Genomic DNA, 25274 nt, shown 5'->3' with positions numbered 1-25274 from the left:
AATCAGTTGCGGAACGGGAATTTGAAAGCACGCAGCAAAGCGCGGCCTTCGTCATCGTTCTTGGCAGTGGTGGTCAGGGTAATGTCCAGACCGCGGAGAGCATCGATCTTGTCGTAGTCGATTTCCGGGAAAATGATCTGCTCTTTCACGCCCATGCTGTAGTTGCCACGACCATCGAAGGACTTGGCATTCAGGCCGCGGAAGTCGCGAACCCGAGGCAGGGAGATCGACAGCAGACGATCCAGGAATTCATACATACGCTCACGGCGCAGAGTGACTTTGACGCCGATCGGCCAACCTTCACGGACTTTAAAGCCAGCGATGGATTTCCGAGCGTAAGTCACAACGACTTTCTGACCGGTGATCTTTTCCAGGTCGGCAACAGCGTGCTCGATGACTTTCTTGTCACCGATCGCTTCGCCCAGACCCATGTTCAGGGTGATCTTTGTTACGCGTGGAACTTCCATCACGTTAGCAAGCTTAAGTTCTTCCTTAAGCTTGGGTGCGATTTCCTTCCAGTAAATCTCTTTCAGTCGTGCCATGGTCTTCTACCTAGCAGTGTTCAAGCATCAACCGCTTTTTGGGTCGACTTGAAGACACGAATTTTTTTGCCGTCTTCAACTTTGAAACCAACGCGGTCAGCCTTGTTGGTTGCGCCGTTGAAAATGGCGACGTTGGAAGCGTGCAGTGGCGCTTCTTTCTCGACGATACCGCCCTGTACGCCCGACATCGGGTTAGGCTTGGTATGACGCTTCACCAGGTTGATCCCACCAACGACCAGACGGTCGTCAGCGAGAACCTTGAGCACCTTACCGCGCTTACCTTTGTCTTTGCCGGCGATCACGATGATCTCGTCGTCACGACGAATCTTTTGCATGTCGGATCTCCTTACAGCACTTCTGGGGCGAGCGAGACGATCTTCATGAACTTCTCAGTACGAAGCTCACGGGTCACTGGCCCAAAGATACGGGTGCCGATCGGCTCTTGCTTGTTGTTCAACAGAACAGCAGCGTTGCCATCGAAGCGGATGATGGAGCCGTCTGCACGACGAACACCGTGGCGAGTGCGGACTACAACAGCAGTCATCACCTGGCCTTTTTTCACCTTACCGCGAGGAATTGCTTCCTTGACGGTTACTTTGATGATGTCACCGATACCAGCGTAACGACGATGAGAGCCACCAAGCACCTTGATGCACATAACGCGGCGAGCGCCGCTGTTATCGGCCACATCGAGCATGGATTGAGTCTGAATCATATAATTTCTCCGACCCCTAGCCCTTAGACTTCCACAGCGCGTTCGAGAACATCAACCAGCGCCCAAGATTTGGTCTTGGCCATCGGACGAGTTTCACGAATAGTGACCTTGTCGCCGATGTGGCACTGGTTGGTTTCGTCGTGCGCGTGCAGCTTAGTCGAACGCTTAACGTATTTACCGTAGATCGGGTGCTTGACGCGACGCTCGATCAGAACGGTGATGGTCTTGTCCATCTTGTCGCTGACAACACGGCCAGTCAGCGTACGGACGGTTTTTTCGGCTTCAGCCATGATTACTTACCTGCCTGCTGGTTGAGCACAGTCTTCACGCGAGCGATGTCACGCTTAACTTGCGAGAGCAGGTGAGACTGCCCCAACTGGCCAGTTGCTTTCTGCATACGCAGATTGAACTGGTCGCGCAGCAAGCCGAGCAGTTGCTCGTTCAGTTGCTGTGCTGATTTTTCACGAAGTTCATTCGCTTTCATCACATCACCGTCCGCTTAACAAAGGAGGTGGCGAGCGGCAGCTTTGCAGCAGCCAGGGCGAACGCCTCACGCGCCAACTCTTCGGAAACACCCTCGATTTCATACAGGACTTTGCCTGGCTGAATCTGGGCAACCCAGTATTCGACGTTACCCTTACCTTTACCCATACGAACTTCGAGGGGCTTTTTGGAAATAGGCTTGTCCGGGAATACACGGATCCAGATCTTGCCACCACGTTTTACGTGACGGGTCAGAGCACGACGCGCTGACTCGATCTGACGAGCGGTGAGACGACCACGAGCAACAGACTTCAGCGCATATTCGCCGAAGCTGACTTTGCTACCGCGCAGTGCCAGACCACGGTTGTGACCGGTCATCTGCTTGCGGAACTTCGTACGCTTTGGTTGCAACATTTGGCGTACCCCTTACTTAGCAGCTTTTTTACGAGGCGCTGGTGCTTGTGGCTTCAGCTCTTCTTGGCGACCACCAATTACTTCGCCTTTGAAGATCCAAACCTTTACACCGATCACACCGTAGGTGGTGTGAGCTTCGTAGTTGGCATAGTCGATGTCGGCACGCAGGGTGTGCAGTGGCACACGACCTTCGCGATACCATTCAGTACGTGCGATTTCAGCACCGCCGAGACGACCGCTCACTTGGATTTTGATGCCTTTGGCACCAATGCGCATGGCGTTCTGTACTGCGCGCTTCATAGCGCGACGGAACATTACGCGACGCTCCAGCTGCTGAGCTACGCTCTGCGCAACCAGCATACCGTCGAGCTCCGGCTTGCGGATCTCTTCGATATTGATGTGCACAGGCACACCCATTTGCTTGGTCAGGTCCTGACGCAGTTTCTCAACATCTTCACCTTTCTTGCCGATCACGATGCCGGGACGAGCGGTGTGGATGGTGATACGTGCAGTTTGAGCCGGACGATGGATATCGATACGGCTTACGGACGCGCTTTTTAATTTGTCTTGGAGATACTCACGCACCTTCAGATCAGCGAACAAGTAGTCCGCATAAGTCCGACCGTCTGCGTACCAGACGGAGGTGTGCTCCTTGACGATTCCCAGGCGAATGCCAATGGGATGTACTTTCTGACCCATCTCTTCGACTCCGTTACTTGTCAGCAACCTTGACAGTGATATGGCAAGACCGCTTGACGATGCGATCAGCACGGCCTTTGGCACGTGGCATGATGCGCTTCAGCGAACGCCCTTCGTTGACGAAAACGGTGGAGACCTTCAGGTCATCAACGTCTGCGCCTTCGTTATGCTCGGCGTTGGCTACGGCCGACTCCAGCACTTTTTTCATGATCTCGGCGGCTTTCTTACTGCTGAAAGCCAACAGGTTGAGCGCTTCGCCCACCTTCTTCCCGCGGATCTGGTCGGCGACCAAGCGGGCTTTCTGGGCGGAGATTCGAGCGCCCGACAACTTAGCGGCTACTTCCATCATTCCTTACCCCTTAACGCTTGGCTTTCTTGTCTGCCACGTGCCCACGATAAGTGCGGGTACCGGCAAACTCGCCCAGTTTGTGGCCGACCATGTCTTCGTTCACGAGAACAGGAACATGCTGACGACCGTTATGCACAGCGATGGTCAAACCGACCATTTGTGGCAGGATCATCGAACGACGCGACCAGGTTTTAACTGGTTTGCGATCGTTCTTTTCCGCCGCCACTTCGATCTTCTTCAGTAGGTGAAGATCAATAAAAGGACCTTTTTTCAGAGAACGTGGCACTGTCGTATCCCTCTATTTACTTGCGACGACGGACGATCATTTTGTCGGTACGCTTATTACCACGAGTCTTCGCGCCCTTAGTCGGGAAGCCCCACGGCGATACCGGATGACGACCACCAGAGGTACGACCTTCACCACCACCATGTGGGTGGTCAACCGGGTTCATGGCAACACCACGAACGGTTGGGCGAACGCCACGCCAGCGCTTGGCACCAGCTTTACCCAGCGAACGCAGGCTGTGCTCGGAGTTCGAAACTTCACCCAGAGTTGCACGGCATTCGGACAGGACTTTACGCATTTCACCGGAGCGAAGACGCAGAGTCACGTAGACACCTTCACGAGCGATCAGCTGAGCCGAAGCACCAGCGGAACGAGCGATCTGAGCACCTTTACCAGGCTTCAGCTCGATACCGTGAACGGTAGAACCGACCGGGATGTTGCGCAGTTGCAGAGCGTTGCCTGGCTTGATTGGAGCCAGAGCGCCTGCAATCAGCTGGTCGCCAGCACTCACACCTTTAGGTGCGATGATGTAACGACGCTCGCCATCTGCGTACAGCAGCAGCGCAATGTGAGCAGTACGGTTTGGATCGTATTCGATACGCTCGACAGTGGCAGCGATGCCATCTTTGTCGTTGCGACGGAAGTCGACCAGACGATAATGCTGCTTATGACCACCACCAACGTGACGAGTGGTAATACGGCCATTGTTGTTACGACCACCAGACTTCGATTTTTTCTCGAGCAGCGGTGCGTGAGGAGCGCCTTTATGCAGCTCCTGGTTGACCACCTTGACCACAAAACGGCGGCCAGGGGAAGTCGGTTTGCATTTAACGATTGCCATGATGCACCCCTTCCTTACTCAGCACTGCTGCTGAAATCGAGATCTTGGCCTGGCTGAAGGGAGATAACTGCCTTCTTCCAGTCATTACGCTTGCCCAGGCCGCGAGCAGTACGCTTGGTCTTACCCAGGACATTCAGGGTAGTCACGCGCTCTACTTTCACGCTGAACAGGCTTTCGACGGCCTTCTTGATTTCCAGCTTGGTTGCATCAGTAGCAACCTTGAAAACGAACTGACCTTTCTTGTCTGCCAGAACCGTAGCCTTCTCGGAAACGTGCGGGCCAAGCAGAACTTTAAATACGCGTTCCTGGTTCATCCCAGCAGCTCCTCGAATTTCTTCACGGCCGACACAGTGATCAACACTTTGTCGTATGCGATCAGACTAACTGGATCGGAACCTTGAACATCACGAACATCTACGTGAGGCAGGTTGCGAGCAGCCAGGTACAGATTCTGGTCAACAGCATCAGACACGATCAGGACGTCAGTCAGACCCATGCCGTTCAGCTTGTTCAGCAGATCTTTGGTTTTCGGTGCTTCAACAGCGAAATCCTGAACCACGACCAGACGATCAGTACGAACCAGCTCAGCCAAGATGGAACGCAGTGCTGCGCGATACATCTTCTTGTTGAGCTTCTGAGAGTGGTCCTGAGGACGCGCTGCGAAGGTGGTACCGCCGCCACGCCAGATTGGGCTACGGATAGTACCGGCACGAGCACGGCCAGTACCCTTCTGACGCCATGGGCGCTTACCGCCACCAGAAACGTCGGAACGGGTCTTTTGCTGCTTGCTACCCTGACGGCCGCCAGCCATGTAGGCCACGACTGCTTGGTGAACCAGCGTCTCGTTGAATTCGCCGCCAAATGTCAGTTCGGAAACTTCGATCGCTTGAGCGTCATTTACATTTAATTGCATGTCAGCTTCCCCTTAACCGCGAGCCTTGGCTGCTGGACGTACAACCACGTTGCCGCCAGTAGCGCCAGGAACAGCACCCTTGACCAACAACAGATTGCGTTCAGCGTCCACGCGCACTACTTCCAGGGACTGCACGGTCACGCGCTCAGCGCCCATATGACCGGACATTTTTTTGCCCTTGAATACACGACCAGGAGTCTGGCACTGGCCGATAGAGCCTGGGACGCGGTGGGAGACGGAGTTACCGTGGGTGTTGTCCTGACCGCGGAAATTCCAGCGCTTGATGGTACCGGCGAAGCCTTTACCTTTCGACTGACCGGTAACATCTACCAGTTGGCCAGCTGCGAAGATTTCTGCATTGATCAGATCGCCGGCCTTGTATTCGCCTTCTTCAAGACGGAATTCCAGGACGGTACGACCAGCGGCAACGTTCGCTTTAGCGAAGTGGCCTGCCTGAGCGGCAGTCACACGCGAAGCACGACGCTCACCGACAGTGACTTGCACTGCACGATAGCCATCGCTTTCTTCGGTTTTGAACTGGGTGACGCGATTCGGCTCGATCTCAATGACCGTGACCGGAATGGAGACACCTTCTTCGGTGAAAATACGGGTCATACCGCATTTACGACCGACTACACCAATAGTCATGTTGTAAACCTCATGAGTGTACGGGGCTTTCACCCGCTATGGCCGCCCATTTCAGAGCGTTACACGACCAAGACCCAAGTCTTAGCCGAGGCTGATCTGCACTTCCACACCTGCCGCAAGATCAAGCTTCATAAGTGCATCAACGGTTTTATCCGTTGGCTGGACGATGTCCAGAACGCGCTTATGAGTACGGATCTCGTACTGGTCACGCGCGTCTTTGTTGACGTGCGGGGAGACCAGAACGGTGAACCGCTCTTTACGGGTAGGCAGTGGAATTGGACCACGCACTTGAGCACCAGTACGTTTCGCGGTTTCCACGATTTCCTGGGTGGATTGGTCGATCAGGCGATGGTCAAAAGCCTTCAACCTGATACGGATTTGCTGATTTTGCATTGGATTTCAGACTCCAGGCTACTTCCCACCGAGCGCAATACGCCCGTTAAAAGGAGGCGCAATTCTATAGACGAGCTAACAGAGTGTCAACCCAATAAAAAAGCCCCCGCAAGCGGGGGCTTTTTCTCAAATCAACGCTTAGGCGATGATTTTGGCTACGACGCCAGCGCCGACGGTACGACCGCCTTCACGGATAGCGAAACGCAGACCGTCTTCCATTGCGATTGGCTTGATCAGAGTGACGGAAACTTTAACGTTGTCACCTGGCATAACCATTTCAACGCCTTCCGGCAGTTCGCAGCTACCAGTTACGTCGGTAGTACGGAAGTAGAACTGTGGACGGTAGCCTTTGAAGAACGGAGTATGACGACCGCCTTCTTCTTTGCTCAGCACGTAGATTTCAGCTTCGAACTGAGTGTGAGGCTTAACGGTGCCCGGCTTAACCAGAACCTGACCACGCTCAACGTCGTCACGCTTGGTACCACGCAGCAGAACGCCGCAGTTCTCGCCAGCACGACCTTCGTCCAGCAGCTTGCGGAACATCTCAACGCCAGTGCAAGTAGTCTTGGTGGTGTCACGCAGACCCACGATCTCGACTTCTTCCTGGATCTTGATGATGCCACGCTCAACACGACCAGTCACAACAGTACCGCGACCCGAGATCGAGAATACGTCTTCGATTGGCATCAGGAACGGCTTGTCGATCGCACGAACTGGTTCTGGGATGTAGGTGTCCAGAGTCTCAACCAGCTTCTTAACAGCCGAGGTGCCCATTTCGTTGTCGTCTTGGCCGTTCAGAGCCATCAGAGCCGAACCGATGATGATCGGAGTGTCGTCGCCTGGGAACTCGTAAGTGCTCAGCAGGTCACGAACTTCCATCTCAACCAGTTCCAGCAGCTCAGCGTCGTCAACCATGTCAGCCTTGTTCAGGAAGACAACGATGTACGGAACGCCAACCTGGCGGGACAGCAGGATGTGCTCACGGGTTTGTGGCATCGGACCATCAGCGGCCGAGCAAACCAGGATAGCGCCGTCCATCTGAGCAGCACCGGTGATCATGTTTTTTACGTAGTCGGCGTGACCTGGGCAGTCAACGTGCGCGTAGTGGCGAACGGCCGAATCGTATTCAACGTGAGCGGTGTTGATGGTGATACCACGAGCTTTTTCTTCTGGCGCGCTGTCGATTTTGTCGAAGTCGACTTTAGCCGAACCGAAAACTTCGGAGCAGACGCGAGTCAGAGCAGCGGTCAGAGTGGTTTTACCGTGGTCAACGTGACCGATAGTGCCAACGTTGACGTGCGGTTTGTTACGTTCAAATTTTTCTTTAGCCACGACAGTGAACTCCTAGCCTAAAGGGGCTGAATCAGCCTTGTTTTTTAACGAGAGCTTCGACGATGTTCGACGGAGCTTCGGAGTATTTGGAGAATTCCATAGAGTAGCTAGCGCGACCCTGAGACATGGAACGAACGTCGGTCGCATAACCGAACATCTCACCCAACGGAACCTCGGCGCGGATAACCTTGCCGGAAACCGTATCTTCCATACCCTGGATCATGCCGCGACGACGGTTCAGGTCACCCATCACGTCACCCATGTAGTCCTCAGGTGTTACAACTTCTACCTTCATGATCGGCTCAAGCACCACACCACCGCCCTTCTGGGCCAGTTGCTTGGTCGCCATGGAGGCAGCCACCTTGAACGCCATCTCGTTGGAGTCGACGTCGTGGTAAGAACCGTCAAAGACGGTAGCCTTCAGGCCGATGAGCGGATAGCCGGCAACAACACCGTTCTTCATCTGCTCTTCGATACCTTTCTGGATAGCCGGGATGTATTCCTTAGGAACAACACCACCGACTACTTCGTTCACGAATTGCAGACCTTCCTGACCTTCGTCAGCAGGAGCAAAACGGATCCAGCAATGGCCAAACTGACCACGACCGCCGGACTGACGAACGAACTTGCCTTCGATCTCGCAGTTCTTCGTGATTTTCTCACGGTAAGAAACCTGCGGTTTACCGATGTTGGCTTCGACGTTGAACTCACGGCGCATCCGGTCAACCAGGATGTCCAGGTGCAATTCGCCCATACCAGAGATGATCGTCTGACCAGTCTCTTCATCGGTCTTGACTCGGAAAGACGGGTCTTCCTGAGCCAGCTTGCTCAGAGCGATACCCATTTTTTCCTGGTCATCTTTGGTTTTCGGCTCTACAGCAACCGAAATAACCGGCTCAGGGAAGTCCATACGCTCGAGGATAATAGGCTTATCCAGCGCACACAGCGTCTCACCGGTGGTCACATCTTTCATGCCGATCAGGGCAGCGATGTCACCAGCCAGTACTTCCTTGATTTCTTCACGGGTGTTGGCATGCATCTGAACCATACGGCCCACACGCTCTTTCTTGCCTTTCACCGAGTTCAGAACCGAGTCACCAGAGTTCAGAGCACCCGAGTAAACGCGAACGAAAGTGATCGAACCCACGAACGGGTCGGTCGCAATCTTGAACGCCAGAGCCGAGAAAGGCTCGTTGTCGTCGGCATGACGCTCGTCGTGACGAACAGCCGGATCGTCTTTGTCCAGCTCCTTGTCATCCGGGTTGATACCCTTGATGGCAGGAATCTCGACCGGAGCCGGCAGGTAGTCAACAACGGCGTCCAGAACCAGAGGCACGCCCTTGTTCTTGAACGAGGAACCGCAAACTGCCAGAACGATTTCACCGGCGATAGTACGCTGACGCAGAGCAGCCTTGATCTCTTCGATCGACAGCTCTTCGCCTTCCAGGTACTTGTTCATCAGCTCTTCGTTGGCTTCGGCCGCAGCTTCAACCATGTTGCTGCGCCACTCTTCGGCCAGCTCTTGCAGCTCAGCCGGGATGGCTTCGCGACGAGGGGTCATGCCCTTGTCAGCGTCATCCCAGTAAACAGCTTCCATGGTCATCAGGTCGATCTGGCCCTGGAAGTTATCTTCCGCGCCGATAGCGAGCTGGATAGGCACTGGAGTGTGACCCAGACGCTGCTTGATCTGACCAACGACGCGCAGGAAGTTCGCGCCAGCGCGGTCCATCTTGTTGACGTAGACAAGACGTGGAACACCATATTTGTTGGCCTGACGCCATACGGTTTCCGACTGAGGCTCAACACCCGAAGTACCACAGAACACAACGACAGCGCCGTCGAGTACGCGCAGCGAGCGCTCTACTTCGATGGTGAAGTCAACGTGGCCCGGGGTATCGATGATATTGAAACGATAGCGGTCTTTGTGCTGCTTGACAGAGCCCTGCCAGAAAGCAGTGGTCGCAGCAGAAGTAATGGTAATACCACGCTCCTGCTCCTGAACCATCCAGTCCATGGTCGCGGCGCCATCATGCACCTCGCCCATTTTGTGGTTTACGCCAGTGTAAAAAAGGACGCGCTCGGTGGTGGTGGTTTTACCAGCATCCACGTGAGCAACGATACCGATGTTACGGTAGCGGTTAATCGGAGTAGTACGAGCCATAAAGCCCTCGCAAAAATAGTGACGCTGAGATTAGAAGCGGTAGTGCGAGAAAGCCTTGTTGGCCTCAGCCATACGGTGCACGTCTTCACGCTTCTTGACCGCAGCACCTTTGCCTTCAGCGGCATCCAGCAGTTCGCCAGCCAAACGCAGTGCCATAGACTTCTCACCGCGCTTGCGCGCGAAGTCTACCAACCAACGCATTGCCAGAGCATTACGACGGGACGGACGAACTTCGACCGGAACCTGGTAAGTAGCACCGCCTACACGGCGCGACTTTACTTCGACCAGCGGAGCGATGGCGTCGAGAGCTTTCTCGAAGATTTCCAGGGGGTCGCTGTTCTTGCGTTCTTTAACCTTGTCCAGCGCGCCATAAACGATACGCTCGGCAACGGCTTTCTTGCCGCTTTCCATTACGTGGTTCATGAACTTCGCCAGGATCTGGCTTCCGTATTTTGGATCGTCAAGCACTTCGCGCTTGGCTGCTACGCGTCTTCTTGGCATGGATAAGCCCTCAAACGGTCTTCAGGTTCGCTCGGAATCGGTGCCCTTGCGGGACGCCTCCGACCTTACTCTTATCGACTCAGAAAAATAGATGATTCAGTTTTACAAAAAGCCGCTACTACTTAGGCTTCTTGGTACCGTACTTCGAACGACCCTGGTTACGGCCTTTAACGCCCGAAGTATCCAAGGAGCCGCGAACGGTGTGGTAACGAACACCTGGCAAGTCTTTTACACGGCCGCCACGAATCAGGACGACGCTGTGTTCTTGCAGGTTGTGGCCTTCACCACCGATGTACGAGGAAACCTCGAAACCGTTGGTCAGGCGCACACGGCATACTTTACGCAGTGCCGAGTTAGGTTTTTTCGGCGTAGTGGTGTACACGCGAGTGCACACGCCACGACGTTGCGGGCAGTTCTGCAGCGCAGGTACGTCGGATTTCTCGACGATACGCTTACGCGGCTGACGTACCAGCTGGTTGATAGTTGCCATCTACTAGCTCCACTGTTGTCTTGCGACGCTATTGTCTTACAAGAAAAGCAAAATGGCAGGACACACGTCCCGCCAAATTTAGGGGTACAAGAGTCTAAAGAGGATCCCGCCCCCAGTCAAGGCAAAGCCCCGACCTCAATGCCCACCCGCTCACAGCAAACAACCTGTCAGTTTTGGGTGGACATTGAGATCAGGGCCCTACTCTCAATTACTGCTTGAGTTCAACGCTTCGGTCAGCGCGGCTTCAACTTCGCTCGCACTCACACGCAACGGCTTGTCAGCATCACGACGACGCTTGCGCTCGCTGTGATAAGCCAAACCGGTACCGGCCGGAATCAAACGACCCACAACCACGTTTTCTTTCAGGCCGCGCAGGTAATCGCGCTTGCCGGTCACAGCCGCTTCGGTCAGCACGCGAGTGGTCTCCTGGAAGGAGGCCGCCGAGATGAACGATTCGGTGGACAACGATGCCTTGGTGATACCGAGCAGCACACGAGTGAACTTCGAAATGAATTTCTCTTCCTGTGCCAGACGCTCGTTCTCGACCAGTACATGCGTCAACTCCATCTGGTCGCCCTTGATGAAGCTCGAATCACCCGACTCGGAGATCTCGACCTTGCGCAGCATCTGACGAAGGATCGTTTCGATGTGCTTGTCGTTGATCTTCACGCCTTGCAGGCGATAAACGTCTTGAATCTCGTTGACGATGTATTTCGCCAGCGCGCTGACACCCAACAGACGCAGGATGTCGTGCGGATCGCTAGGACCGTCGGAGATAACCTCACCGCGGTTCACTTGCTCACCTTCGAAGACGTTCAGGTGACGCCACTTAGGAATCAGCTCTTCATACGGATCGCTACCATCGTTCGGCGTAATCACCAGACGACGCTTACCTTTGGTCTCTTTACCGAACGCGATCGTACCGCTGACTTCTGCCAGGATCGACGCTTCCTTCGGACGACGCGCTTCGAACAAGTCGGCAACGCGTGGCAGACCACCGGTGATGTCACGGGTCTTGGAGGTCTCTTGTGGAATACGGGCGATAACATCACCCACGCCCACCTGAGCGCCGTCCGCAACACCGACCAAGGCGTTCGCAGGCAGGAAGTACTGAGCCGGCACGTCAGTACCCGGCAGCAGGAGATCCTTGCCATCGATACCGACCATCTTCACGGCAGGACGGATGTCCTTGCCCGCAGCTGGACGGTCTTTGGCGTCAAGTACTTCGATGTTGGTCAGACCGGTCAGTTCGTCGGTCTGGCGCTTGATCGTAATACCTTCTTCCATGCCCACGTAGGTCACGGTACCTTTCATTTCGGTAACGATCGGGTGAGTGTGCGGATCCCACTTGGCTACGATGGAGCCAGCGTCGACCTTGTCGCCTTCCTTCACCGAAATCACTGCACCGTAAGGCAGCTTGTAACGCTCACGCTCACGACCAAACTCGTCGGCGATCGCCAGCTCACCGGAACGCGATACCGCGACCAGGTTGCCGTCAAGACGCTCTACGTGTTTCAGGTTGTGCAGACGGACGATACCGCCGTTTTTCACCTGAACGCTGTCGGCAGCGGAAGTACGGCTTGCCGCACCACCGATGTGGAACGTACGCATGGTCAGCTGGGTCCCCGGCTCACCGATCGACTGGGCGGCGATAACGCCGACAGCTTCACCGATGTTCACCTGGTGACCACGGGCCAGATCGCGACCGTAGCACTTGGCGCAGATGCCATAACGGGTTTCACAGCTGATTGGCGAGCGTACGATCACTTCGTCGATGCTGTTCAGCTCGATGAACTCGACCCACTTCTCGTCGACCAGAGTACCGGCCGGAACAATAACGTCCTCGGTGCCAGGCTTGAACACGTCACGGGCGATTACACGACCCAGTACACGCTCACCCAACGGCTCTACCACGTCGCCGCCTTCAATGTGCGGCGTCATGACCAGGCCCTGCTCGGTGCCGCAATCCACTTCGGTCACAACCAGGTCTTGTGCCACGTCCACCAGACGACGGGTCAGGTAACCGGAGTTCGCGGTTTTCAACGCGGTATCCGCCAGACCTTTACGAGCACCGTGGGTCGAGATGAAGTACTGGAGTACGCTCAAACCTTCACGGAAGTTCGCGGTGATCGGGGTCTCGATGATCGAACCGTCCGGCTTGGCCATCAGACCACGCATACCGGCCAGCTGACGAATCTGTGCTGCGGAACCCCGCGCACCCGAGTCGGCCATCATGTACATCGAGTTGAACGACTCTTGGTCCACGGTTTCGCCGTGACGGTCGACAACCTTCTCTTTCGAGAGGTTGGACATCATCGCCTTGGAAACTTCGTCGTTGGCCTTGGACCAGAGGTCGATCACCTTGTTGTACTTCTCGCCCTGGGTTACCAGGCCGGAGGCATACTGACTTTCGATCTCTTTAACTTCTTCGGTCGCCGCGTCGATGATGCGTGCTTTCTCATCCGGGATAACGAAGTCGTTAACACCAATGGAAACACCCGAGATCGTCGAGTAGGCAAAACCGGTGTACATCAGTTGGTCAGCGAAGATGACCGTCTCTTTCAAACCAACCACGCGGTAGCACTGGTTGATCAGCTTGGAGATAGCCTTTTTCTTCATCGGCTGGTTGACCACGTCATACGACAGGCCAGCCGGAACCACCTGGAACAGCAACGCACGGCCGACAGTCGTGTCGACGATACGGGTGTTGGTGACGCTGCCGCCATCACGATCGTTCACGGTTTCTTTGATACGAACCTTGATCTTGGCGTGCAGAGCAGCTTCGCCGGCGCGGAATACGCGGTCGACTTCCTGCAGATCCGCGAACACACGACCTTCGCCTTTGGCGTTGATCGCTTCACGGGTCATGTAATACAGACCCAGTACAACGTCCTGCGAAGGAACGATGATTGGCTCACCGTTAGCTGGCGACAGAATGTTGTTGGTCGACATCATCAGCGCGCGCGCTTCCAGCTGGGCTTCCAGCGTCAGCGGCACGTGAACGGCCATTTGGTCACCGTCGAAGTCGGCGTTGTAAGCCGCGCAGACCAGAGGGTGCAGCTGGATCGCCTTACCTTCGATCAGAACCGGTTCAAACGCCTGGATACCCAGACGGTGAAGGGTTGGAGCACGGTTAAGCAACACTGGGTGTTCGCGGATGACTTCTGCGAGAACGTCCCACACTTCCGGCAGTTCGCGCTCGACCATCTTTTTCGCAGCCTTGATGGTGGTCGCCAGACCACGCATTTCCAGCTTGCCGAAAATGAACGGCTTGAACAGCTCGAGTGCCATCTTCTTAGGCAGACCGCACTGGTGCAGACGCAGGGTCGGGCCTACGGTAATGACCGAACGACCCGAGTAGTCAACACGCTTACCAAGCAAGTTCTGACGGAAACGACCCTGCTTACCCTTGATCATGTCAGCCAGGGATTTCAGAGGACGCTTGTTGGAACCAGTGATGGCACGACCACGACGACCGTTATCGAGCAGCGCATCCACAGCTTCCTGCAGCATACGTTTTTCGTTGCGCACGATGATGTCCGGCGCGGACAGGTCAAGCAGGCGCTTCAAACGGTTGTTACGGTTGATCACTCGACGATACAGATCGTTGAGGTCAGAAGTCGCGAAACGACCGCCGTCCAGTGGAACCAGTGGACGCAGATCTGGCGGCAGAACCGGCAGAACGGTCAACACCATCCACTCAGGCAGGTTGCCGGAACCCTGGAAGGCTTCCATCAACTTCAGGCGCTTGGACAGCTTCTTGATCTTGGTTTCGGAGTTGGTTTGCGGAATCTCTTCACGCAGACGGCCAATCTCGTGCTCCAGATCGATAGCGTGCAGCAGTTCGCGGACAGCCTCGGCACCCATGCGGGCATCGAAGTCATCACCGAACTCTTCGAGCGCTTCGAAGTACTGCTCATCGTTCAGCAGCTGCCCCTTCTCAAGGGTGGTCATGCCTGGATCGATAACGACATAGCTCTCGAAGTAGAGAACTCGTTCGATATCACGCAGGGTCATGTCCATCAGCAAGCCGATACGCGACGGCAGCGATTTCAGGAACCAGATGTGGGCAACCGGGGACGCCAGTTCGATGTGAGCCATGCGCTCACGACGGACCTTGGCCAGTGCAACCTCAACGCCGCACTTCTCGCAGATCACGCCACGATGCTTCAAGCGCTTGTACTTACCGCACAGGCACTCGTAATCCTTTACCGGGCCAAAGATCTTGGCGCAGAACAGACCGTCACGCTCAGGTTTGAACGTACGGTAGTTGATGGTTTCCGGCTTTTTAACTTCACCGAATGACCACGAACGGATCATCTCAGGCGATGCCAGTCCGATGCGGATGGCGTCGAACTCTTCGACTTGACCCTGGTTTTTCAGCAAATTCAGTAGGTCTTTCAAGGCCTTTCCTCCTGGCGGAGCAGAGAGTGGTCATACCGACCCACTCTCGATTCGCGTCACGTGTTATTCGGTTTCCAGATCGATATCGATACCGAGCGAACGGATTTCTTTGATCAACACGTTGAAAGACTCGGGCATGCCCGGCTCCATACGGTGATCGCCGTCCACGATGTTTTTGTACATCTTGGTACGACCGTTCACATCGTCCGACTTCACTGTGAGCATTTCTTGCAGAGTGTATGCCGCGCCGTATGCTTCCAGCGCCCAGACCTCCATCTCCCCGAAACGCTGACCACCGAACTGCGCCTTACCACCCAGCGGCTGCTGGGTAACCAGGCTGTAAGAACCAGTGGAACGCGCGTGCATCTTGTCGTCCACCAAGTGGTTCAGCTTCAGCATGTACATGTAGCCAACAGTTACCGGACGCTCGAATTTGTTACCGGTACGACCGTCGAACAGTTGCATCTGGCCACTGTCCGGCATGTCCGCCAGGCGCAGCATCGCCTTGATTTCGCTTTCCTTGGCACCGTCGAAAACCGGAGTTGCCATCGGAACGCCGCCACGCAGGTTCTTCGCCAGATCCAGAACTTCCTGATCAGACAGGTCGTCCAGGTTTTCCTGACGGCCGCCAATCTCGTTGTAGATCTCGTTCAGGAACTTGCGCAACTCAACGACTTTACGCTGCTCTTCGAGCATACGGTTGATCTTCTCGCCCAGACCTTTCGCCGCGAGGCCCAGGTGGGTTTCGAGAATCTGACCAACGTTCATACGCGAAGGTACACCCAACGGGTTGAGGACGATATCCACCGGTGTGCCATTGGCATCGTGTGGCATGTCTTCAACCGGCATGATCACGGAGACCACACCTTTGTTACCGTGGCGACCGGCCATTTTGTCGCCCGGCTGAATGCGGCGACGAATGGCAAGGTAGACCTTGACGATTTTCAGCACGCCTGGAGCCAGGTCATCGCCCTGCTGCAGTTTGCGTTTCTTGTCTTCGAACTTGTCGTCCAGCAGGCGGCGACGATCAACGATGTAAGCCTGGGCTTTTTCAAGTTGCTCGTTCAGCGCGTCCTCAACCATGCGCAGCTTGAACCACTGACCGTGCTCGAGACCGTCGAGTAATTCGTCGGTGATTTCCTGACCTTTCTTAAGGCCGGCACCACCTTCAACCGTACGACCGACCAGCGCGGAACGCAGACGTTCGAAGGTTGCACCTTCAACGATGCGGAACTCTTCGTTCAGATCCTTGCGGATCTCGTCCAGCTGGCTCTTCTCGATAGACAGGGCACGAGCGTCACGCTCAACGCCGTCACGGGTGAAGACCTGTACGTCGATGACCGTACCCTTGGTGCCGGTTGGCACACGCAGGGAGGTGTCTTTAACGTCACTGGCTTTCTCACCGAAGATCGCACGCAGCAGCTTCTCTTCTGGCGTCAGTTGAGTCTCGCCCTTCGGAGTGACCTTACCGACCAGGATGTCGCCGGCGCCGACTTCAGCACCCACATAAACGATACCGGCTTCGTCCAGCTTGTTCAGCGCTGCTTCACCCACGTTAGGGATGTCAGCGGTGATTTCCTCTGGGCCAAGCTTGGTATCACGAGCCACGCAGGTCAGTTCCTGGATGTGGATCGTGGTGAAACGGTCTTCCTGAACAACACGCTCGGACAGGCAGATGGAGTCTTCGAAGTTGAAGCCGTTCCATGCCATGAACGCGATACGCATGTTCTGACCCAGAGCCAGTTCACCCATGTCGGTGGACGGGCCATCAGCCATGATGTCGCTGCGCTGAACGCGATCACCCTTGCTCACCAGCGGACGCTGGTTGATGCAGGTGTTCTGGTTCGAGCGGGTGTATTTGGTCAGGTTGTAGATGTCGACACCGGCTTCGCCCGGCTCAACTTCGTCATCAGCAACGCGAACTACGATACGGCTGGCGTCGACGGAGTCGATGACGCCGCCACGACGAGCCACGACGCAAACACCGGAGTCACGCGCAACGTTGCGCTCCATGCCGGTACCCACCAGCGGCTTGTCGGCGCGCAGAGTCGGTACAGCCTGACGCTGCATGTTCGAACCCATCAACGCACGGTTGGCGTCGTCGTGCTCGAGGAACGGAATCAGCGACGCCGCAACCGAAACTACCTGCTTCGGCGAAACGTCCATCAGGGTGACGTCTTCCGGCGCCTTGACGGTGAATTCGTTCAGGTGACGAACAGCTACCAGCTCATCGATCAGATGACCTTTGTCGTTCATGGTCGCCGAGGCCTGGGCGATCACGTGATCGGCCTCTTCGATGGCGGACAGGAAGACGATCTCGTCGGTAACCAGACCTTCTTTCACCACGCGGTACGGGCTTTCGAGGAAGCCATACTGGTTGGTGCGGGCATAGGCTGCCAGAGAGTTGATCAGACCAATGTTCGGACCTTCCGGCGTTTCGATCGGGCAAACACGACCGTAGTGCGTAGGGTGTACGTCACGAACTTCGAAGCCTGCGCGTTCGCGAGTCAGACCACCAGGGCCGAGCGCGGACACACGACGCTTGTGGGTAATCTCAGACAGCGGGTTGTTCTGGTCCATGAACTGCGACAGCTGGCTGGAACCGAAGAACTCTTTGACCGCGGCTGCGACCGGCTTGGCGTTGATCAGGTCCTGAGGCATCAGGCCTTCACTTTCCGCCATCGAGAGACGTTCTTTAACCGCACGCTCGACACGCACCAGACCTACACGGAACTGGTTCTCAGCCATCTCACCTACGCAACGAACACGACGGTTACCGAGGTGGTCGATGTCGTCGACGATGCCTTTGCCGTTACGGATATCGACGAGGGTCTTGAGGACCGCAACGATATCTTCCTTGCAGAGAACACCCGAACCTTCGATCTCGGTACGACCGATACGACGGTTGAACTTCATCCGGCCAACAGCCGACAGATCATAACGCTCTGGGCTGAAGAACAGGTTGTTGAACAGGGTCTCGGCAGCATCCTTGGTTGGCGGCTCGCCAGGACGCATCATGCGATAGATTTCGACCAACGCTTCAAGCTGGTTGCCAGTCGAATCGATCTTCAAGGTATCGGAGATGAACGGACCGCAATCGATGTCGTTGGTGTACAGCGTTTCGATACGGACAACCTGAGCCTTGGCGATTTTCGCCAGGATCTCGGTGTTCAGTTCGGTGTTGCACTCGGCAATGATCTCGCCAGTCGCCGGGTGGACGATCGCCTTGGCGGTGGTGCGACCCAGTACGTAGTCCAGAGGAACGTCGAGCGCCTTGATGCCGGCTTTTTCAAGCTGGTTGATGTGGCGCGCGGTAATACGACGGCCTTGCTCGACGATGACCTTGCCCTTGTCGTCCTGGATATCCAGAACGGCAATTTCACCGCGCAGGCGCTGAGGCACCAACTCCAGGCTCAGGGATTCCCCATGAACGTGGAAAACGTTGGTGGTGTAGAACGCGTCCAGCACTTCTTCAGTGGTGTAGCCCAGTGCACGGAGCAGAACCGATGCAGGGAGCTTGCGGCGACGGTCGATACGGACGAATACACAGTCCTTTGGATCGAACTCGAAATCCAGCCACGAACCACGGTAAGGAATGATGCGAGCGGAGTACAGCAGCTTGCCCGAGCTGTGCGTCTTGCCGCGGTCGTGATCGAAGAACACGCCCGGGGAACGGTGCAGTTGGGAAACGATGACACGCTCGGTACCGTTGATAACGAAGGTACCGTTTTCAGTCATCAGGGGGATTTCACCCATGTAGACTTCTTGCTCTTTGATGTCCTTGATCGCTTTGTTCGACGATTCTTTGTCGAAAATGATCAGGCGCACTTTTACCCGCAAAGGTACGGCGTACGTCACACCGCGCAGCACGCATTCCTTGACATCAAATGCCGGTTCGCCCAGGCGATAACCAACGTACTCCAGAGCAGCATTGCCGGAGTAGCTGATGATCGGGAAAACGGATTTGAAGGCCGCATGCAGGCCCACGTCGCGGAACTGATCTTTAGTCGCTCCCGCTTGCAAGAATTCACGATACGAATCCAGCTGGATGGCCAGGAGGTAAGGCACATCCATGACGTCCGGCAACTTGCTAAAGTCCTTGCGGATACGTTTTTTCTCAGTATATGAGTAAGCCATCAGCGTTCCCCAGCTTGGTCACCTGCTTGTTTGGCCTCTCCCGACGGGAGTGACCAGAAAATCTTGCAAACCCCATGGTTTGCGCCACCGTACGAGGCGGTTGAAGCACGTTAGTGACGCCGACCTGATCGGTCGCCAATAACGGAAAAAGGCCGGTGGCAGAAGCCACCAGCCATCAGCCTTTCGCTTAACGCTTGGGCTGGAGACGCAAGGTCGATGCTTACTTCAGCTCGACTTTAGCGCCTGCTTCTTCCAGAGCAGCTTTGGCTTTGTCAGCAGCGTCTTTTGCGACTGCTTCCAGAACCATTGCTGGAGCGCCGTCAACGACTGCCTTGGCTTCTTTCAGGCCCAGACCGGTCAGTTCACGAACTGCTTTAATGACGTTAACTTTCTTCTCGCCAGCTTCGGTCAGCATGACGTTGAATTCGGTTTGCTCTTCAACAACAGCGGCAGCAGCAGCTGGACCAGCCGAAGCAGCAGCAGCGCTAACGCCGAATTTTTCTTCGAAAGCTTTGATCAGCTCAACAACCTGCAGAACGGACATTTCAGCTACGGCGTTGAGGATATCGTCTTGAGAGATAGACATGACTCTAATTCCTGAATTGTGTGAGGGCCTATGCGGCCTTCGAAATAAACAAAAATACGCGAGAAGAGGTGTGCGGCCTTAGGCTGCAGCTGCTTCTTTCTGTTCGCGAACTGCCGCCAGAGTACGAGCCAATTTGCTGGTAGCGCCTTGAATCACGCTCATCAGCTGAGAAATTGCTTCGTCACGGGTCGGCAAGGTTGCCAGCACGTCGATCTGATTAGCTGCGAGGAACTTGCCCTCGAACGCAGCTGCCTTGATCTCGAACTTGTCCTGACCTTTAGCGAACTCTTTGAACAAACGGGCAGCAGCGCCTGGATGTTCGTTGGAGAACGCGATCAAGGTCGGGCCGGTGAACGCATCGTTGAGGACACTGTATTCAGTGTCAGCAACAGCGCGCTTGAGCAGGGTGTTACGTACAACACGTACGTAAACGCCAGCTTCACGAGCCTCTTTACGGAGTCCGGTCATCGCGCCTACTGTTACGCCACGGGCATCGGCCACGACAGCGGACAGAGCGACTTTGGCAGCCTCGTTGACTTCAGCGACGATGGCCTTCTTGTCTTCGAGTTTAATTGCCACGGGTTTAACTCCTGCTTGTTACCGTTTCATCTGGCCGGAGCCTGATGTCGTTTTGGTGTCTGATTCGGTAAGGAACCGGGAGCACCATCTGCGTAGGCTTGTGTTTTAAGACTTGCGCCGCCTACGGTCTTGGATAGCCCCCGCCAGGCAGGGACCCCAATATTTGCAAAGGTGCGGTTACCCGCACCCTGCCGGTCTTACGCGCTCAACGAACCTTGGTCGATGACCAGACCTGGGCCCATGGTGGTGCTCAGGGTTACGCGCTTGACATAGATACCTTTCGAGGAAGCTGGCTTGATACGCTTCAGATCAGCGATCAGGGCTTCGACGTTCTCACGCAGCTTGTCAGCATCAAAGCCAACTTTGCCTACGGAAGTGTGGATGATGCCGTTTTTGTCGGTGCGATAACGAACCTGACCGGCTTTCGCGTTCTTGACCGCGTTAGCTACGTCCGGGGTAACGGTACCGACTTTCGGGTTTGGCATCAGACCGCGTGGACCGAGGATCTGACCCAACTGACCTACAACACGCATTGCGTCCGGAGAGGCAATAACTACGTCATAGTTCAGGTCGCCGCCTTTCATTTCGGCAGCCAGGTCGTCCATACCAACGCGATCAGCACCGGCAGCCAGAGCAGCTTCAGCAGCTGGACCCTGGGTGAAGACAGCAACGCGAACGGTCTTGCCAGTGCCGTGTGGCAGCACAGTAGCGCTACGAACAACCTGGTCAGATTTACGCGGGTCAACACCGAGGTTTACAGCAACGTCAACGGACTCGCTGAATTTAACGGTCGACAGTTCGGTCAGCAGGGCTGCCGCGTCGTTGAAGCTATAAGACTTGCCAGCTTCAACTTTGGAAGCGATTGCCTTCTGGCGTTTGGTCAGCTTAGCCATTACACACCCTCCACGTTAAGGCCCATGCTACGAGCAGAACCGGCGATGGTACGCACGGCAGCTTCCATGTCAGCAGCGGTCAGATCAGCGTTTTTAACCTTCGCGATATCTTCCAGCTGAGCACGGGTAACGGTGCCAACTTTGACGGTGTTCGGACGAGCCGAGCCGCTGGTCAGGCCAGCTGCTTTCTTCAACAGAACCGAAGCAGGGGTACTTTTGGTTTCAAAAGTAAAGCTACGGTCGCTATAGACAGTGATGATCACTGGAGTCGGCAGACCTGGCTCAAGACCCTGAGTACGGGCGTTGAAAGCCTTGCAGAATTCCATGATGTTCACGCCATGCTGCCCCAGAGCAGGACCAACAGGTGGGCTCGGGTTAGCCTGAGCGGCTTTCACTTGAAGCTTGATGTAAGCGGTAATCTTCTTGGCCATGAGGCACTCCAATTACGGGTTCAAACGCCTCTAATAAAGGCTCCCCGGTTACTTGCGCGTTTATCCCAGTGACGACAAAACCCCACAGCCCAAGGCTGCGGGGTATGGGATTTCTAGCTCAGCTATGCCTTTTCGACCTGACTGAACTCAAGCTCCACCGGAGTAGAGCGTCCGAAAATGAGCACAGCCACTTGGATCCGGCTCTTTTCGTAGTTAACTTCTTCAACCGTACCGTTGAAGTCCGCGAAAGGACCATCGGTCACGCGAACCACTTCGCCCGGCTCGAACAACGTTTTCGGCTTCGGCTTATCGCTGCCATCCGCAACGCGACGGAGAATAGCTTCAGCCTCTTTATCGGTGATCGGAGCGGGCTTGTCCGCTGTCCCACCAATGAAGCCCATGACACGAGGAGTATCCTTGACCAGGTGCCAAGTACCCTCATTCATGTCCATCTGGACAAGCACATAACCAGGGAAGAATTTACGCTCGCTTTTGCGTTTCTGGCCGTTTCGCATCTCTACCACTTCTTCGGTAGGGACCAGAATTTCGCCGAAGCCATCTTCCATGCCTGCCAGCTTTACACGCTCGATCAGAGAGCGCATAACATGCTTCTCGTAACCCGAGTAGGCATGCACTACGTACCAACGCTTAGCCACGGGACACCCTTAGCCGACAATCAAGGAAACAAGCCAGCCGAGCAGGGAATCTAGCCCCCACAGCAGCAGCGCCATAACCAGAACCACAGCTACCACAATGAGGGTAGTCTGGGTGGTTTCTTGACGAGTAGGCCATACGACTTTACGAATCTCAGCGCGAGCTTCCTTGGCCAACACGAAGAAAGCCTTGCCCTTGCCGGTCTGCAGCGCTACGTAGGCTGCGACAGCGGCGATAACGAGCAAAGCAAGTACGCGATACAGGATTGGCTGCGCCGAGTAGTATTGATTTCCGACAACACCCACAACGACCAGGAGGACTACTACGAGCCACTTAACAAGGTCAAAACGGGAGTCTTGGGCTTCAGCCTTTGGATTCATCTACTAAAATCCTGTGAAAAGAAAGCCAGACACGTTATGCGAATCTGGCAGGTCAGGAGGGAATCGAACCCCCAACCTACGGTTTTGGAGACCGTCGCTCTGCCAATTGAGCTACTGACCTAAAAGCAAAATCAGGCCGACCATTATGCTGACCTGACAGGAAGATTTCAACAGCTATTCGACAAGCCTGACCTTCCGACACCATCGAATGCTGCTGGCAATCAATCAGAATCAGGCTTCTAGCCGAAACACCGAATCTGATCAACCACCTAAAACAAAGGCAGATACTTTCATATCTGCCTTAGTAATGGAGCTCTTGAGCGGATTTGAACCGCTGACCTCACCCTTACCAAGGGTGTGCTCTACCAACTGAGCTACAAGAGCAAAACACATTGCACAACCAACAAAACTTGGAGCGGGTAGCGGGAATCGAACCCGCATCATCAGCTTGGAAGGCTGAGGTTCTACCACTAAACTATACCCGCCGAGCATGCTGCTTACGCTCGAAAATTTGGTGGAGGGGGAAGGATTCGAACCTTCGAAGTCGTAGACGTCAGATTTACAGTCTGATCCCTTTGGCCGCTCGGGAACCCCTCCTAAGCGAGGCGACATTCTATATCATGCCACCCTTCTGTCAACCTTTTTCTCAATAAAAACTTGAGGTTACAAACGTTGACGCTTGCTTCGCATGCATTTTAATTTGCCCTGCGCTGCGAAGCGGGCGCCATTCTATGCAAACTAATCTGCGGTTGCAATGCCTTCACATGACATTATTTTACTTTTTAACTGCGGGAAGTCCTGCTTTAACCCACCCAACAGACCATCATCCACAAGCCGTCTACTATCAGGCTCAACTTTTAACCAGTAGATGGCGCCCATGTCATCTAGTCGCCTGCCGAATTGGGTTCGGATATCCAGGCTCGTCAGGCGCTGTTCGATCGTCCTCGCTTCGTTTTGAGCAACCCCACCCCCGAGATAAAGGCACTGGTCGCCAACCTGACGTGAAGCTGAGCCATAGGATTGGGCGCCAGACTCACTCAACAGGCGGATGTCCTGCTGAGCGCCCTTGAACAGTGACAGAGGGGCTACCTCCTTCGGCCTTAGCGGAGCTTCCTGCTGGTTCCATACGTAGTAAAAGCCATTCAACATTACCAGCAGCAAAAAAAACCAGCGCATAACGACCTCATCACAACCCAAACACAACGCTACGGCTTTAATGCTACCGCAACGATCTCCCCACTCTGGTAAAGCCGCTCACGCCTCCGGAGCAGCACGCAGCCTAAGACTCAGCTCGCCACCACTGAAGCTTTGAACCTGATCGCCGACTTTCAAACGCAATGCTCCAACCGCATCAATCCCCACCACCACACCCTCCACCGTGCTCGAACCTGCGAGCAGCGTTACTGGCCGGCCTTGCCAAAGATGATTCGCTTCCCACTCCGCCTGAAAAGCACCAAACCCAACATTGCGATGAGCGGACAAATAGGTATCAAGCGCTTTACTCAGATGAGCCACCACCTGGTTGCGGTCTATAACGCCGCCGGATTCAAGCAACATCGACGTCCAGGATTGATCCACCTCGTCGGAGGCACGCATGTTGACGTTGATACCAATGCCTACGACAACGTGGCACACATCTGCAGGATCCCCCGTCAGCTCCAGCAATACCCCGGCCAGCTTGCGCCCCCCTACCAGCACGTCGTTAGGCCACTTCAATCCCGCTCCGTTGACTCCCATGTCTCGCAGCATTTTGACTACCGCTAGACCCACAAGAAGGCTCAACCCCTCCAGTTGACGCATTCCCCCATCGACACGCATTGCCAGACTGTAATAGAGATTCTCGGCAAACGGACTTACCCACTTGCGACCGCGTCGGCCTCTGCCGGCAGTTTGCCGCTCAGCAAGAACCAGTACAGGCAACGACTCCCCACCATCAATTAAACGCATAGCCTGGGCGTTAGTGGAATCAACGCTGTCGTAGACACGAACAGCCCAATCCAAGCCCGGCTGGTGCTTCTCGATCCGCTGTGCATCCAACAGGAAAAGAGGATTAGCGAGCCTATATCCACGACCTCGCACCTTGTGGATCTCCAGCCCCGTCTCAGCCTCGAGCTGCTGAAGCTTTTTCCAGACAGCACTGCGGCTCACTCCCATGACAACCCCCAGGTCTTCGCCGGAATGAAACTCTCCATCTTTCAGAAGCTTCAATAACATCTGCATTCTTATTTCGCCTGTTGAGAGGGATGCATAATAGCTATCGTCGCAGAAGGCGCCTAGGACTCAGAGAGGCTGCGCCTAAAGCGCGCCCCCGAAAGCAATGAACAGCGACAGAACAAGGTCCTGCAGCCTGCAGGCAACAGGATAGAGAAACCGGCAGCCAGAACCGGATGAGTTTTTTCCACGCGCAAAAACAAAACCCCATCTGCTTTCGCAAATGGGGTTT

General features: G+C 55.1%; 28 protein-coding genes and 4 tRNA genes. All 32 read right to left on the bottom strand.

Going from position 1 to position 25274, the window contains the following annotated elements:
* Positions 1-2 precede the first annotated feature (2 nt).
* The 32 genes from rplE to birA all read right to left on the bottom strand — a co-directional run bounded on the left by rplE (position 3) and on the right by birA (position 25051).
* Positions 3-542, bottom strand: a complete 540-nt coding sequence (rplE, locus tag BMY73_RS19890; RefSeq protein ID WP_062384487.1) for a 50S ribosomal protein L5 — start codon at positions 540-542, stop codon at positions 3-5.
* Between the two features lie 20 nt (positions 543-562).
* Positions 563-877, bottom strand: a complete 315-nt coding sequence (rplX, locus tag BMY73_RS19885; RefSeq protein ID WP_002555478.1) for a 50S ribosomal protein L24 — start codon at positions 875-877, stop codon at positions 563-565.
* An 11-nt stretch (positions 878-888) separates the two neighbouring features.
* A complete protein-coding gene (gene rplN, locus BMY73_RS19880; protein WP_002555479.1) occupies positions 889-1257 on the bottom strand; it encodes a 50S ribosomal protein L14 in 369 nt (122 codons plus the stop codon).
* A gap of 23 nt (positions 1258-1280) precedes the next feature.
* Positions 1281-1547: a 30S ribosomal protein S17 gene (gene rpsQ, locus BMY73_RS19875; protein WP_003194644.1), complete on the bottom strand. Its 267-nt coding sequence runs from the start codon at positions 1545-1547 to the stop codon at positions 1281-1283.
* Positions 1548-1549: 2 nt separating this feature from the next.
* On the bottom strand, positions 1550-1741 hold the full coding sequence (rpmC, locus tag BMY73_RS19870; protein WP_002555481.1) for a 50S ribosomal protein L29: 192 nt from the start codon (positions 1739-1741) through the stop codon (positions 1550-1552).
* Complete coding sequence (rplP, locus tag BMY73_RS19865; protein WP_019409905.1) at positions 1741-2154, bottom strand: 50S ribosomal protein L16; 414 nt, start codon at positions 2152-2154, stop codon at positions 1741-1743. The genes rpmC and rplP overlap by 1 nt, the downstream gene beginning before the upstream one ends.
* A gap of 12 nt (positions 2155-2166) precedes the next feature.
* Positions 2167-2853, bottom strand: a complete 687-nt coding sequence (gene rpsC / locus BMY73_RS19860) for a 30S ribosomal protein S3 (protein ID WP_003176422.1) — start codon at positions 2851-2853, stop codon at positions 2167-2169.
* Between the two features lie 13 nt (positions 2854-2866).
* A complete protein-coding gene (rplV, locus tag BMY73_RS19855) occupies positions 2867-3199 on the bottom strand; it encodes a 50S ribosomal protein L22 (RefSeq protein ID WP_003103908.1) in 333 nt (110 codons plus the stop codon).
* A gap of 13 nt (positions 3200-3212) precedes the next feature.
* Complete coding sequence (rpsS, locus tag BMY73_RS19850) at positions 3213-3488, bottom strand: 30S ribosomal protein S19 (RefSeq protein WP_002555486.1); 276 nt, start codon at positions 3486-3488, stop codon at positions 3213-3215.
* A gap of 16 nt (positions 3489-3504) precedes the next feature.
* On the bottom strand, positions 3505-4329 hold the full coding sequence (gene rplB / locus BMY73_RS19845) for a 50S ribosomal protein L2 (RefSeq protein WP_062384485.1): 825 nt from the start codon (positions 4327-4329) through the stop codon (positions 3505-3507).
* 14 nt (positions 4330-4343) lie between these two features.
* Positions 4344-4643, bottom strand: coding sequence for a 50S ribosomal protein L23 (gene rplW, locus BMY73_RS19840; RefSeq protein ID WP_008374165.1), 300 nt, complete (start codon positions 4641-4643; stop codon positions 4344-4346).
* A complete protein-coding gene (rplD, locus tag BMY73_RS19835) occupies positions 4640-5242 on the bottom strand; it encodes a 50S ribosomal protein L4 (RefSeq protein WP_008374167.1) in 603 nt (200 codons plus the stop codon). The genes rplW and rplD overlap by 4 nt, the downstream gene beginning before the upstream one ends.
* Before the next feature lie 12 nt (positions 5243-5254).
* A complete protein-coding gene (gene rplC / locus BMY73_RS19830; RefSeq protein WP_062384476.1) occupies positions 5255-5890 on the bottom strand; it encodes a 50S ribosomal protein L3 in 636 nt (211 codons plus the stop codon).
* Positions 5891-5971: 81 nt separating this feature from the next.
* The gene (rpsJ, locus tag BMY73_RS19825; protein WP_003186070.1) at positions 5972-6283 is read right to left on the bottom strand and encodes a 30S ribosomal protein S10; all 312 of its coding nucleotides are present in this window, start codon (positions 6281-6283) and stop codon (positions 5972-5974) included.
* A 138-nt stretch (positions 6284-6421) separates the two neighbouring features.
* A complete protein-coding gene (tuf, locus tag BMY73_RS19820) occupies positions 6422-7615 on the bottom strand; it encodes an elongation factor Tu (protein WP_062384473.1) in 1194 nt (397 codons plus the stop codon).
* A gap of 31 nt (positions 7616-7646) precedes the next feature.
* Complete coding sequence (gene fusA / locus BMY73_RS19815; protein ID WP_062384470.1) at positions 7647-9776, bottom strand: elongation factor G; 2130 nt, start codon at positions 9774-9776, stop codon at positions 7647-7649.
* A gap of 30 nt (positions 9777-9806) precedes the next feature.
* Positions 9807-10277 (bottom strand): 30S ribosomal protein S7, encoded by a 471-nt coding sequence (gene rpsG, locus BMY73_RS19810; protein WP_010490886.1) that lies wholly within the window; start codon positions 10275-10277, stop codon positions 9807-9809.
* Between the two features lie 118 nt (positions 10278-10395).
* Positions 10396-10767: a 30S ribosomal protein S12 gene (rpsL, locus tag BMY73_RS19805; RefSeq protein ID WP_002555494.1), complete on the bottom strand. Its 372-nt coding sequence runs from the start codon at positions 10765-10767 to the stop codon at positions 10396-10398.
* Positions 10768-10971: 204 nt separating this feature from the next.
* Entirely contained in the window at positions 10972-15171 is a 4200-nt protein-coding gene (rpoC, locus tag BMY73_RS19800) for a DNA-directed RNA polymerase subunit beta' (RefSeq protein WP_062384467.1), read from the bottom strand.
* A 63-nt stretch (positions 15172-15234) separates the two neighbouring features.
* Entirely contained in the window at positions 15235-19308 is a 4074-nt protein-coding gene (gene rpoB, locus BMY73_RS19795; RefSeq protein ID WP_062384465.1) for a DNA-directed RNA polymerase subunit beta, read from the bottom strand.
* A gap of 220 nt (positions 19309-19528) precedes the next feature.
* Entirely contained in the window at positions 19529-19894 is a 366-nt protein-coding gene (gene rplL, locus BMY73_RS19790; RefSeq protein WP_027617682.1) for a 50S ribosomal protein L7/L12, read from the bottom strand.
* 78 nt (positions 19895-19972) lie between these two features.
* The gene (gene rplJ, locus BMY73_RS19785) at positions 19973-20473 is read right to left on the bottom strand and encodes a 50S ribosomal protein L10 (RefSeq protein ID WP_062384462.1); all 501 of its coding nucleotides are present in this window, start codon (positions 20471-20473) and stop codon (positions 19973-19975) included.
* Positions 20474-20670: 197 nt separating this feature from the next.
* Complete coding sequence (gene rplA / locus BMY73_RS19780) at positions 20671-21366, bottom strand: 50S ribosomal protein L1 (RefSeq protein WP_092409176.1); 696 nt, start codon at positions 21364-21366, stop codon at positions 20671-20673.
* Positions 21366-21797 (bottom strand): 50S ribosomal protein L11, encoded by a 432-nt coding sequence (gene rplK / locus BMY73_RS19775; protein ID WP_062384456.1) that lies wholly within the window; start codon positions 21795-21797, stop codon positions 21366-21368. The genes rplA and rplK overlap by 1 nt, the downstream gene beginning before the upstream one ends.
* A 122-nt stretch (positions 21798-21919) precedes the next feature.
* Positions 21920-22453, bottom strand: coding sequence for a transcription termination/antitermination protein NusG (gene nusG, locus BMY73_RS19770; RefSeq protein ID WP_002555501.1), 534 nt, complete (start codon positions 22451-22453; stop codon positions 21920-21922).
* Between the two features lie 9 nt (positions 22454-22462).
* Complete coding sequence (gene secE / locus BMY73_RS19765; RefSeq protein WP_037017694.1) at positions 22463-22831, bottom strand: preprotein translocase subunit SecE; 369 nt, start codon at positions 22829-22831, stop codon at positions 22463-22465.
* A 45-nt stretch (positions 22832-22876) separates the two neighbouring features.
* A tRNA-Trp gene (locus BMY73_RS19760) sits at positions 22877-22952 on the bottom strand.
* Between the two features lie 187 nt (positions 22953-23139).
* A tRNA-Thr gene (locus tag BMY73_RS19755) sits at positions 23140-23215 on the bottom strand.
* A gap of 27 nt (positions 23216-23242) precedes the next feature.
* Positions 23243-23316: transfer RNA gene (locus tag BMY73_RS19750), tRNA-Gly, on the bottom strand.
* Between the two features lie 27 nt (positions 23317-23343).
* Positions 23344-23428 (bottom strand) — tRNA-Tyr (locus BMY73_RS19745).
* Between the two features lie 141 nt (positions 23429-23569).
* Positions 23570-24007, bottom strand: a complete 438-nt coding sequence (locus tag BMY73_RS19740; RefSeq protein WP_062384453.1) for a hypothetical protein — start codon at positions 24005-24007, stop codon at positions 23570-23572.
* Between the two features lie 78 nt (positions 24008-24085).
* Positions 24086-25051 carry a bifunctional biotin--[acetyl-CoA-carboxylase] ligase/biotin operon repressor BirA gene (birA, locus tag BMY73_RS19735; protein ID WP_062384452.1) on the bottom strand — a complete coding sequence of 322 codons (966 nt, stop codon included), beginning with the start codon at positions 25049-25051 and terminating at the stop codon, positions 24086-24088.
* Positions 25052-25274 lie beyond the last annotated feature (223 nt).

This window comes from Pseudomonas sp. NFACC02, assembly GCF_900110765.1.
Taxonomy (GTDB): Bacteria; Pseudomonadota; Gammaproteobacteria; order Pseudomonadales; family Pseudomonadaceae; genus Aquipseudomonas.
Note: the sequence above shows the minus strand (reverse complement) of the source record. Positions and strands in the feature narration are given on the sequence as shown.

Bases quoted from the DNA above. Each gene is read 5' to 3' on its own strand.
- rplA (WP_092409176.1), bottom strand. From the start codon at position 21,366: ATGGCTAAGCTGACCAAACGCCAGAAGGCAATCGCTTCCAAAGTTGAA.
- rplE (WP_062384487.1), bottom strand. From the start codon at position 542: ATGGCACGACTGAAAGAGATTTACTGGAAGGAAATCGCACCCAAGCTT.
- rpsQ (WP_003194644.1), bottom strand. From the start codon at position 1,547: ATGGCTGAAGCCGAAAAAACCGTCCGTACGCTGACTGGCCGTGTTGTC.
- rpsG (WP_010490886.1), bottom strand. From the start codon at position 10,277: ATGCCAAGAAGACGCGTAGCAGCCAAGCGCGAAGTGCTTGACGATCCA.
- rpmC (WP_002555481.1), bottom strand. From the start codon at position 1,741: ATGAAAGCGAATGAACTTCGTGAAAAATCAGCACAGCAACTGAACGAG.
- fusA (WP_062384470.1), bottom strand. From the start codon at position 9,776: ATGGCTCGTACTACTCCGATTAACCGCTACCGTAACATCGGTATCGTT.
- rplW (WP_008374165.1), bottom strand. From the start codon at position 4,643: ATGAACCAGGAACGCGTATTTAAAGTTCTGCTTGGCCCGCACGTTTCC.
- rplX (WP_002555478.1), bottom strand. From the start codon at position 877: ATGCAAAAGATTCGTCGTGACGACGAGATCATCGTGATCGCCGGCAAA.
- rplV (WP_003103908.1), bottom strand. From the start codon at position 3,199: ATGGAAGTAGCCGCTAAGTTGTCGGGCGCTCGAATCTCCGCCCAGAAA.
- rpoB (WP_062384465.1), bottom strand. From the start codon at position 19,308: ATGGCTTACTCATATACTGAGAAAAAACGTATCCGCAAGGACTTTAGC.
- rplN (WP_002555479.1), bottom strand. From the start codon at position 1,257: ATGATTCAGACTCAATCCATGCTCGATGTGGCCGATAACAGCGGCGCT.
- birA (WP_062384452.1), bottom strand. From the start codon at position 25,051: ATGCAGATGTTATTGAAGCTTCTGAAAGATGGAGAGTTTCATTCCGGC.
- BMY73_RS19740 (WP_062384453.1), bottom strand. From the start codon at position 24,007: ATGCGCTGGTTTTTTTTGCTGCTGGTAATGTTGAATGGCTTTTACTAC.
- secE (WP_037017694.1), bottom strand. From the start codon at position 22,831: ATGAATCCAAAGGCTGAAGCCCAAGACTCCCGTTTTGACCTTGTTAAG.
- rplB (WP_062384485.1), bottom strand. From the start codon at position 4,329: ATGGCAATCGTTAAATGCAAACCGACTTCCCCTGGCCGCCGTTTTGTG.
- rpsC (WP_003176422.1), bottom strand. From the start codon at position 2,853: ATGGGTCAGAAAGTACATCCCATTGGCATTCGCCTGGGAATCGTCAAG.
- rplL (WP_027617682.1), bottom strand. From the start codon at position 19,894: ATGTCTATCTCTCAAGACGATATCCTCAACGCCGTAGCTGAAATGTCC.
- rplD (WP_008374167.1), bottom strand. From the start codon at position 5,242: ATGCAATTAAATGTAAATGACGCTCAAGCGATCGAAGTTTCCGAACTG.
- rplK (WP_062384456.1), bottom strand. From the start codon at position 21,797: ATGGCCAAGAAGATTACCGCTTACATCAAGCTTCAAGTGAAAGCCGCT.
- rpsL (WP_002555494.1), bottom strand. From the start codon at position 10,767: ATGGCAACTATCAACCAGCTGGTACGTCAGCCGCGTAAGCGTATCGTC.
- rpsJ (WP_003186070.1), bottom strand. From the start codon at position 6,283: ATGCAAAATCAGCAAATCCGTATCAGGTTGAAGGCTTTTGACCATCGC.
- rplC (WP_062384476.1), bottom strand. From the start codon at position 5,890: ATGACTATTGGTGTAGTCGGTCGTAAATGCGGTATGACCCGTATTTTC.
- rplP (WP_019409905.1), bottom strand. From the start codon at position 2,154: ATGTTGCAACCAAAGCGTACGAAGTTCCGCAAGCAGATGACCGGTCAC.